Origin of the sequence: Anaerocolumna sp. (assembly GCF_032079385.1) — a bacterium.
Lineage (GTDB): Bacteria > Bacillota > Clostridia > Lachnospirales > Lachnospiraceae > Anaerocolumna.
The window spans coordinates 32,672-42,342 of sequence record NZ_DAMAUC010000017.1 but is presented as its reverse complement, the minus strand read 5'-3'; the positions used below and the strand labels follow the sequence as shown (position 1 = coordinate 42,342).

The 9,671-nt window shown below is 32.4% G+C and carries 5 protein-coding genes; all 5 read right to left on the bottom strand.

Going from position 1 to position 9,671, the window contains the following annotated elements; translation table 11 throughout:
• Positions 1-1,390, bottom strand: a 1,390-nt coding sequence (locus tag RT261_RS14075; RefSeq protein ID WP_313133450.1) for a DUF5704 domain-containing protein, incomplete at its 3' end; no start/stop codon positions are given.
• A 10-nt stretch (positions 1,391-1,400) separates the two neighbouring features.
• Positions 1,401-2,621: an S-layer homology domain-containing protein gene (locus RT261_RS14070; protein ID WP_313133389.1), complete on the bottom strand. Its 1,221-nt coding sequence runs from the start codon at positions 2,619-2,621 to the stop codon at positions 1,401-1,403.
• 112 nt (positions 2,622-2,733) lie between these two features.
• Entirely contained in the window at positions 2,734-3,720 is a 987-nt protein-coding gene (locus RT261_RS14065; protein WP_313133388.1) for a hypothetical protein, read from the bottom strand.
• Positions 3,707-4,222: a hypothetical protein gene (locus tag RT261_RS14060; RefSeq protein ID WP_313133387.1), complete on the bottom strand. Its 516-nt coding sequence runs from the start codon at positions 4,220-4,222 to the stop codon at positions 3,707-3,709. The genes RT261_RS14065 and RT261_RS14060 overlap by 14 nt, the downstream gene beginning before the upstream one ends.
• A 62-nt stretch (positions 4,223-4,284) precedes the next feature.
• Positions 4,285-9,615 carry an immunoglobulin domain-containing protein gene (locus RT261_RS14055; protein ID WP_313133385.1) on the bottom strand — a complete coding sequence of 1,777 codons (5,331 nt, stop codon included), beginning with the start codon at positions 9,613-9,615 and terminating at the stop codon, positions 4,285-4,287.
• Between the last annotated feature and the right edge of the window lie 56 nt (positions 9,616-9,671).

Sequence of the window (9,671 nt, the reverse complement as noted above, 5' to 3'; positions counted from 1 at the left end):
CATTATGATTATAGGATACTGTAGGTGGACTATAGCCAATGGGAGTTAGCGTTACGCTTCCTCCCGGTAATGCAGCATTCTCAATCACCGCATTATTTATCCCATATACACCAAGAGCTGATACTATCCAATAAGAATATTCCCTCTCCACTGGATATTGATAAGTTATTGTCCGCACTGATTCTTTCGGAATAGGTTCTTTTGTCTTTGGGTCAGTCTCTGTCCATGTTAAAGTGTAGGTCTTTTTTACACTTACATTGTAAGTCTTTTTTCCGTATCTTCTTGTAAATGTTGAACCTGCTATGTATTTACTTGAAAAGGCATTCACATAAACAGATTCTGTCCCTGGTATGCCATCCGTTACTTCATATTGTTCATTTCTTCTGCTATCAGCAGCTATTACTGCTGTAGGATCAACCACTTCATATTGCTTTATTTTGGTATCTACCCCATCTTGACCAGGTTCCGGTATTCCAGGCATTCGCCTGTACATGGCAACTACTTTAAGCCCGCCTTCTCTAACTAAGAATTCTCTATTTCTTACATAGGATAATTCCGATACCCAGCCATTATAATCAACATTTGGATTAATGGCGGTTTTCCGGTTCCCAAGTACTTTTCGTGGTGGAGCTTCTCCCATATTATGATAGTAAACACGATAGAGATAATGGGTTTCACCATTGTATTCAATCTTACCATCAATTGTTGCTGTTTCTCTGCCATTACTGTCTAAACCACCATAGTAATTTGTTGAAAATAGAGTACGTTCCGGTCGTGCCTCATAATCCTTTATATCATAAGATATATGGTTACCATCGCTACGATATAGTAAACGTTCTATTTTAACTGGTTGTGGTGCTGGATTTGGATGGAATTCTACAGGTACATTAAATCTATCAGCAAAATCATCTTTATTTGCCCAATTTTCCGCATCTTCAATGGAAAACCTTGTTTCATGCGGTTCTCCTACAGGTGTCGTACCATGATATACCTGAATGATTCCATTAAAATATATCAAATCTTTCTCTTTTATAGGATCATAATCAAATTTAACTAAAACCCGGTCAACAATATCTTTGGGTATAGTGAAGGTTACATCTACTTTACCATTACCTGATGGCACTTCATTTGCCCAATCATCGTCTAACATTAGCCGTGCATGTGGTACACTTAACGGATTTGCTGTTTTAACTCTACAAATGTTAAACCCGATTGTTTTCCATCTTATAGATGTTGTGGCTTTAGTATCAGTAGTTGTGAATGTAAACTTTCCATCTTCAATATCAACCGGTGGTTTAGTTTCTACTGCCATTATTTTATTAGTTGGCAGTATCATTATTAAAATGCATAGTAAAGCAAATGCTCTAATAAGCAAATCTCTTTTATTCATATTATCCCTCTTAATCTTCGTATACGACTATATTCTCTGCACGGACTGCGTAATCCCTACCATTACTGCTGCCATTTCTAGTAGCTATTCTAACATCAAAAACACACTCCATCCATTTACCTTCTACTAGTGGTTTGGTATCAGATACATAATTATAAAATATGATATCCTTTTTAATTTTATCAAAATTAGGTGACGTAACTTTAAATTTTGCATAAACTCTCATGTAATATCCGGTTGCATAATACATAGTTGATGGTTCCACAGCGATTATTTCGCTCTCAATTTTCACTTTGTTCTTTTTCACAAATGCAGTATATTCCTTGATATCATCGAACAATGGTTTATTCAAATCAGCTTTTTCAAAAAGGTAATAGGTACTGCTAAGATTGTTTAACCAATTATTGTCAATAGTTCTATAATCCACATTAAAACGTGTTGAAAGGTTTAATCTTAACTTATCAGTCCAATCATTTAAATAAATCATCTTTCCGTCTATAACTGTCAAACTGCGCATTGTTCCAATAACTTTAACAGGACTAGCATAATCTATTAGTTCCTTGGGCTTGTAATGATATTTTGTACGTTGATATCTAAACTTCTTTTCATAAAAAGAATTTGGAAAACACTCCAGAATATACTCATACTGATCTGCATTTTTAGGAAGATTCGTAGTTCTGATTAATTGCCCATCCGGACTAAGCTTTGCTCTTTTAGACTGGTTCATTAACCGGATTAATGTTACCTTAGCATCTGTTTTTGTAAAGTATTCATTTCCCTTAAAGGATCTGTTCTGAATGTATTTGCCGTTGCTATATCCCTTAATAATGCCTTTTGCAACAACTTTGGCAACATCCCCTCTTTTCTTTTTAGGTATCTTTTTGATATCAGAAATACGGTTTTCTAAAACTGCTTTGTAAAGTTTTTCATCTAAAGTACCTTTATGTAAATGTTCATCCGCTCTATTTAGAAGTACAGCTGCATCCGTCGTAGTAATATATCCGTTATAATCGGCAAATTGATCCAACTTTAATATACCTGCCTTTAGTGCTGCATCAATATATGGATCTTTTACGGTAGAATCTACATCCAACTTCATGGCTTGTACCAATTGCCTTATGAAAGTCCCTGTTTTTACATACTCTGGTTCTGCTTTTACCTTAAATGGGCTTAATAATGTGGCTGTTAAAATAATAGAAATTAATAGTAGTCTAATCCCTTTGTTCTTCATTTGTTTATCCCCTTTCAAAAAATATATCCATATTATAACATTTATATAATCCAAAATCTAGGATTCTTTTACATGAATACATTTTACAAATCTCACTGCTAATTAAGACACATTATGGTATAGTATCACCGGATTCATTCCTATTAATCATTACCGAACAAGGGTAAGCCCCTTCAAGAGCACATTCTTCACGAGTGTAAAAAGCAGTTGTATGACCACTTTTGCTTAAATGATTGCAGTCAGATTTATGGTAAAACTTTCTTCCATTCTCTTCTGATATATAATATACTCTCGACTTTTTTATTCTGGCTCCACCAATGGCATATCGGTTATAGGTATCCATGCTGTCAAAACGATAGGGATATCCTTGAAATAATACCAACATACTAATGTCATCAATGGTTCTATACCAATCTGTTTTGTCGATCTCAGGCAGCCAAAATTGATATGTAATTCCAAATTGTTTGGCAATATTATTATATTTATTGATATAATAATTCATTTTTACTTCAATAGCTGAAATAATGGCGTTTCTTCTAACCATATGAAAGGTTTCTTCCTCCGCTAATAAAGTATTTTGAAACATATCCTGTAAATCTTTATATTCTCCTTCATATATCTCGCAGGTATTTTTATCATATACCGTAAGAAAGGTATTCAAAGTAAAATTAATAATATAATTACTAATTTCATATACGTAAGGTTGTTTTTCACTCCAATACTGGGTAATAATGTTTTCTTCTCCCGTATCATAGGTATCAGAATAATAGAGATAAAATCCATCTTCATCTGTTACAAGGATAACCGGCACATATTCTTTCAATTTCTTCTCCAGACTGGGATTTCCCATAATTCCAAAATTCGCATACAGAGCTTGATAGAATTGTTCTACTACCTTTTCTTTATTTAATACCAGTTCTTTTTGTCTATCTACTTCTACCAAATTTATTACACTGTCATCAATTGCACTATCTAATGCTTTGTTATATTCTACTTTCTGATTTACGATTGCAGCTAGATTAAAAGTTCTCATATCCAAAATAATAAACAAAGATAGCTCTAAAAGGAAGAATATAATTGCCAGATTAGTCCATTTCATCTCGAATCATTCCTCCATATGTAATTAATATCTGTTCATCAGGAATATCAGATGAATAGAAAAGTTCCATCAGTCTGGTGGCTATTGTTTTGGTACGATTCTTTATATTAATTGAGATATAATCTCCCTGAAAGAATTCATAATCCTTTCCCTTATCAAGTACTTCTAATATTTCATCTTGATAGGTATTATAATAATATGTGTCATAGCCTTCCAGAAAAATACCTGTGTTTTCATCATACAATGGTTCTACCACCTTATGAGAATGTACAATTTCTATATTATAAAGGTTATTCGTTGCATCTATTTTTTTTACGAAGTCTATATACATTGCTATGCTTATGTATCCACTATTCTTTATGCTATCAATAAACTTTGTTGTTTCATTAGAAATATAACTTTGACTAATAATATCTTGCTTTTGAGCCATATATAACAAAGGAGTTAAAAACAAGAGAATAACAGTTATTATAATTGCTATAATTTTACTAAATGCATTCATGTTTTTCCTCTTTTCAATTTTACCTACTCTTAAAGATTATAAGAGTAGGTAAATGCTTGCTTTTATAAAATAAGATATTCACTTACAGAAGTGTCGGCGGTCCCATCATCTACTCTAACAATTAATATATAATTATATGTTTTATTATTTTGCACAATATTGACAGTAATCGTTGCCTTTCCTTTTTTAATTCCCGTAATAATGCCCCCTTGGTTTACTGTTGCAACAGTTGAATCAGAACTAATATATGATACAACTGCATTATCAGCATATCCATTTATATTTATCTTGGTGGTGCTATCTTTATATACTAATTTATAAACCACAAGCACAGGTTCGGAAGATGCTGTTTGAATTGTTTGCTCTTTTAAATTGGAGGTTACTCTCTCCTGCTCTTTTACTATTACATTAATCGTAAATTGGTATGGAACACCTTCCTTATATGCAGTTCCAGTTATTGTTGTTTTACCAGACTTTTTAGGTGTAATAATGCCTTTGCTGCTAACTGTTGCAATGCTATTATTTAAAGACTTATACGCGACTTTTGTATCTTCGGTAACATTAGTTAAATTTAGCTTAAAATTATTTCCTAAATATATAACTTTCTCCATTGTAAAATTAGGAATGGCTGCAGGTTTCTTTACTTCTACCGAGTAATTAAAAACCTGCTCCGGGTTCTTTTCTTCACGTGCATAAAAATCAAAGTCTACAATATCATTTTTTGTGTTGGAAGTTCCCAGAGCCTGAATAAGATTAATTTCTTTTTTCCATTCATCTTTTAGGGTAGGGGCAATCTCCCAGCCTTCTTGTGCAACTATTTTATTCAGAGTAATAGGCTTATCTATGGACTCTTTAATAACAGGTTCCTTTATTTTCTCTTGGGGCAATATTACTACATAATTATCCGGAATCTTTATGTTTGTTTTTCCGAAACTTGTATTCTCTGAACTATTTCCAGAACTATTTTCTAAGATTTTTTCTAAACCCGCGTCATTAATTGCTCTTTTTAGTTCACCTAACTCTTTCTTCACATCTTCCAGTTCCTTAAGAGTTTCATCCAACTTGGTCTGCAATTCTTTTTCTTTATTTGAGTTACTTGAATTATCAAGATAGGCAGTTCCGCTTTCTGAATTATTACTGTTTCCTGAATTACTATTGCTTTCCGGATTATTGCTGCTGCCTGAATTGTTACTGTTGCCTGAATTACTATTACTTCCTGAATTATTATTGCGTCCCGAATTACTAGTGCTTTCTAGCAATTGCTTCAATTTTTCAATTTCCTTTTTCAAAGCAGCATTTTCATTTTCCATACTTTTCTTACCGGCAGCCATATCTGCAAGCTGTTCTCTTAAGTCATCAATAGTGCTGTTAGCAGTATCTAAGAGTGTTTCCAATCTTACGATTTCACTCTCTAATGTAGCCTTTTCCGAATTTAATTCTGAAATTTTAGAATTTAGATCTTTAATAGAATTTTGTAAGTAATCATTTCTTTCAATCATCTTATTGATCTGATTGGCTAAATCTAGAATCTGTCTTTTTAATTCTTTTGTATCTTCACCTGATAACTCAAGTAATTCATCAATCCTTTGCTGCAATTCTCTATTTAGATTTTCTGCTTCCTGCAGTCTGTTAATTAACTCCACTTTCTCTTTTAGAAGTTCTGAAATTATTTGTTCTGATTCTAAGAGTGCGGTTTGCAAATCTATAATCTTATCTTTTATTCCTCCTTCATCTTTTGAATCAACTAACTCCATTAATTTCTTTAATTTTTCTGTCAAAACCAAATTATTCTCTCTGACAACAATCAACTCTTTATCTAATTCATTCATTTGTTGCTGTAATAAAACATTATTTGCTCTTTCTTGTAATAACTGTGCTTTTAACAGTTTTATAGCAGGAATAACTTCATCATCATCCATTACTCCTAATTCACTTTTTATTAGGAATAATAAATTACTTAATGCAGATATAGTATTCTTTCCTACATCAAGTTGATTTTGTAAATCTTTATTACTGTTATTTAAGACTTCTATATCACTTTGAAAATGATTGTTCTTATTTTCCAAACCAGAAATGATATTTTGCAACTCTGTTAATTGCTCTAATAGTCGTGTATTTTCTTCCTCACTGGTCGCAAGCTTGCCTTCTAAAATTGTAATCTGATTATTCAAATTGGAGATATCATTATTTAATTTTGTCACTGAATTCTGTAAAGTGTTCCTTTCAGCTGTTACAGAATCCAGTTCTGTCTGCAGAAAGGAAATGTTCTGATTAAGAGATAAAATCTGATTATTTAAATCTTGTATGATCTGATTTAATTTATCCTTATCTGCTCCCTCCTTCAGCAGGTCTTCTTCCAAATCTGAAACTTGATTATTTAATTCACTTATCTGATTATTTAGATTGGATATTTGTTCTTCCAAATCAGTTATTGTGTTTTGTAAAATTACTTTTTCATTATTAGCTGCTTCCAATTGGCTAGTAAGACTATTTACCTTGTTCGTTATATTATTTACCTGCTCTGTAAGGGTGGCAATTGTACTATTTGCATCATCAAGTAGACCCTGAAGTCTTTGTATTTCATTTTCTAAGGCTGCTTTTTGACTAGTCAGAGATTCAACTTGCGTAATTAAAGCATTGTTTTGATTGGTCAAGGAAGCTATTTCATTTTGCATATTTATAATATTAGTATTTAATCCGGATAAAGTATTCTGTAGCTCTTCCACCTGATTTATTAGATGAGCATTTTCTTCTTCATTGACTGCAAGCTTATTTTCCAAAAATGTGACCTGGCTTCTTAAATTAGTAATCTCATAGTTTAAATCTATAATAGTATTTTCTAAGATAGATTTTTCTGTAATAACAGCGTCTAAATCTGTTTGTATAGAAACAATCTGTTGATTTAAAGTTTTAATCTGATTATTCAGCTCCTGAATAATTAAATTCAGATCCTCATTATTCTCATTAGTTTCTTTAAACTCCTGTTCTAAACGTATGATATTTCCCTGCAGTTCTGCTACTTGATTTTGGTAATTAGCTATTTGATTCTCTAATCCTTTAATAGTATTTTGTAATATTATTTTTTCTTGACTCGCAGTATTTAATTGCTCTGATAGCTTTCCAACCTGGCTGGTTAAAACATCCACTATGTTATTCAGATTTGCAACATCATCTTCCAATGGATTATTTTCTACCGTAACCGTGATTGGCTCTGAATCAATATATTCTGTGCCTTCATATACCCTGCAAATATAAGTTCCTGAATCATTTAAATCCACAACATTTAAAAGTAGTCTGCTTTGTGTCTCTCCATGTAGTTCTGTCCCATCTTTATACCACTTAAAACTTAATCCTTTGGTACTCTTAGATGCTCTTGCATTCACATACAGTTCTGTAGAATACCCTTTTATTAGTATTTTTCCGGCAGCTTGAGATAGGATCACTAGTTCTTTTTCTATTTCCAACTGTCCAGATTCAACTGTTACTGTAATTGGATCTGATGTAATTGAATTGCCGTCTCTTTCATTAACTACACAGGTATAGATTCCCGCATTTAATTCCTGTACATTTGGTATATTTAATACTGGTGATGTGTTACCTGTAAGTAACTCTCCACCTTTATACCATTGGTACGTTAAGGTATTCCCAACCGTATAAGGTATGGCAGTTACGTAAATTATTCCCTGTTTCCCTTTCATGAAAGCCATTTCCGAATGACTTTGTTCTGTTATAATAGGATCTTCATCATAGAATGGCCCTACTGCGCCATCACTTATGATGGCATATTTAGTTACATCCAATAATCTAATATAAATATGGTTTGCACCATCCGGGATAATTGCCTGAAAATATCCTGCCGCATCTGTAGTGACATCATTCCAACCATTCCTATCGAATGAATACTGAATTTCTGCATTAAAATACGGTGTGCCTATAACCGTTGGCTCTTTTGTTGCCACTGGTTCATAAGTATTAGCAGTATCATCACTATCAACTGAATCATACTCAATATCATAATTACCATAATTTCTCGAACCTGTTTCATCTGTTACTTGAAATGATAAATTTGTGCTTCCATAGGGAACATACAGATATAAATACCCCTTATCATCTGATAATAATTTAGAAGTTACCCCATCATCAAATGTAGTTAATATATATGTATTTGGATAATCTCTAAATCTTAATTTCTTCAAATAAACATCATTAGCATTATTATCAACTGGTGTACCTCCTATATTATAGTTTCCATGTATATTAGCAACACTACTGTGACTAATGCTATTAACAGTTGACGTAAAACTTAGTGCATATGTCACATTATTTAATGGCGCAATAAATGTACTATTTGTTGCATTAAAACTAGCCATATAAATGCCTTTAGCCCCACCATAATAAGCACCTATGCTCTTAACATTAACTAAATGCGAATTATCTAAATTAACATTTAGCTTCTTAATATCTCCATCGTTTCCCTCTGCAAGCCTAAAAGTTATACCATTAACATATGAGTTGCTCACATTTAAATATTTATCTTTAAAATATGATGCAGAGCCGCGTTGGTAAATTAAACTTAAATCATAAATTTTACTGCCCATGATATTTAAATTGCAGAGAATACTATAATTAAAGTAAATATTTAATTTTGTTATTCTTGAGTTCATTATATCAATGTTATAAATCGAATTATCTTTTATATCAAGATCATCTATAATATTTATTGTACTATTTTCAATATTTACATTCGCACTACCACCTATACCTAATCCATTTTCGGCATTTACAATTAGGTTGTTAATATACACTTGGTTAAGCAGATAACCAGATTTTATTTTTGTTGTGTTATACACGGATTTACAACTAAGTGTATCTACTCCTTCAAGTCCAGAAATATTTATGTTAGCTCCTGTAAATTGTATGGTTGTTAACTCATTGTTGACAGTCACATCACCAACTATAATTAAATTCACATCACCTTTTATCTCTATATAACCATTCCAATTCAAATCCACCAAGTATACCGTAATTGGCGTATTAGAGGAAGCAATTTTAATTGTATTCGTACTTGTTCCTTGACCCTTTATTACATAAGCATCTGAACTAGCATCCCAAGACTCAGAGTTACCATTCACTTGTGTATAGCTTGTATCATCAATAGTTATATTTCCAGTATTAATATTCAACTGTTTCACATACTCATGATTTAAGGTATACTGTTTACCTTCAGCTCCAGTAACAACTGCACCCCTTGAAGACTGAGCTGCTATTCCTTTAATAGCGCTGCCGCTAACTGCATCAGTTCCACTTAAAGCACCAGCAGCTTTCACTCCTACTACCGGCATAGCGGGAACTATTAATGATAACACCAAAATTATAGATAATATCTTATACATATTTATCTTTATATTCATTTATTACCTCTCTTTTTTTGCTCTTTTCAAAGCCACTA